Raw genomic sequence first — 816 nt, 5'->3', positions numbered from 1 at the left:
AGCAATAACCATACTGAATGAAAGATATGAATAAAATGAATTGTTTGATCTTTGATGATCACCCTCTAGTTTGCGTTGCAATCAAATCCTTACTGAAAGAGCTGGGGATGACCAATGAAGTGTTTACCGCAACGTCAGCAAAGTCTGCATTTAAGACATTAAAAGAGAGCAACATTGAACTGCTGATTTTGGATGTGAACTTGGCCGATTGCGACGGCTTTGATTTCTACAAACGCATCAAATCCCACGGTTATGAAGGCAAGGTCATTTTCTTCTCGGCGGAAACCAGCCAAATGTACAGTCAAATGGCGTTTCGATCTGGCGCAGATGGTTATGTGTGCAAATCGGAAAATCACGACATTCTGAAAGACGCTATCGAAGCGGTGGTGAAGGGCTATACCTTCTTTAAATTTAAGCAAGTCGCGAACGAAGTCAGAGAAATGCCGCAACTTTCAAGCAGAGAAAGTGCCGTGATGAAGTATTTGCTGCAAGGCAAGTCCAATCGAGATATCGCGTCTGTGTTGTCGATTAGCGATAAAACGGTCAGCACTTATAAACGCCGCGTGCTGGATAAATTTAACGTAAAGAACATTGTCGAGCTAACGAGAGTAGCGGGGACCTAAGGAGACACCATGACATTTAAAAGCATTGCGCTGTCTTTCTTTGTGGCGACGTTACTGTTTGCGACTTCAACAATGATGATAGGCGCTGTGTTGATTTCTTATGAAGTAAAGCAGTTCAACACCTACGCAAATAACCTAGCCAAAATAAAGCAAAAAGTCATTTTAATGGGGCTGCTGACTGAAGCGAAGCTCG

Annotated in this window: 1 protein-coding gene and 1 pseudogene; both read left to right on the top strand. The window is 42.8% G+C overall.

Annotation, left to right across the window (positions count from 1 at the left end):
* Positions 1 to 26: 26 nt before the first annotated feature.
* Positions 27 to 623, top strand: a complete 597-nt coding sequence (locus R7190_RS26615) for a response regulator transcription factor (RefSeq protein WP_005481323.1) — start codon at positions 27 to 29, stop codon at positions 621 to 623.
* Between the two features lie 9 nt (positions 624 to 632).
* Positions 633 to 816: pseudogene (locus R7190_RS26610) on the top strand (GGDEF domain-containing protein); the annotation flags it as partial.

The organism is Vibrio sp. 1078-1, assembly GCF_033340475.1.
Note: the sequence above shows the minus strand (reverse complement) of the source record. Positions and strands in the feature narration are given on the sequence as shown.

What these genes read in the sequence shown, in the direction of transcription:
- R7190_RS26615 (WP_005481323.1), top strand. Translation starts at nt 27, where the DNA reads ATGAATAAAATGAATTGTTTGATCTTTGATGATCACCCTCTAGTTTGC.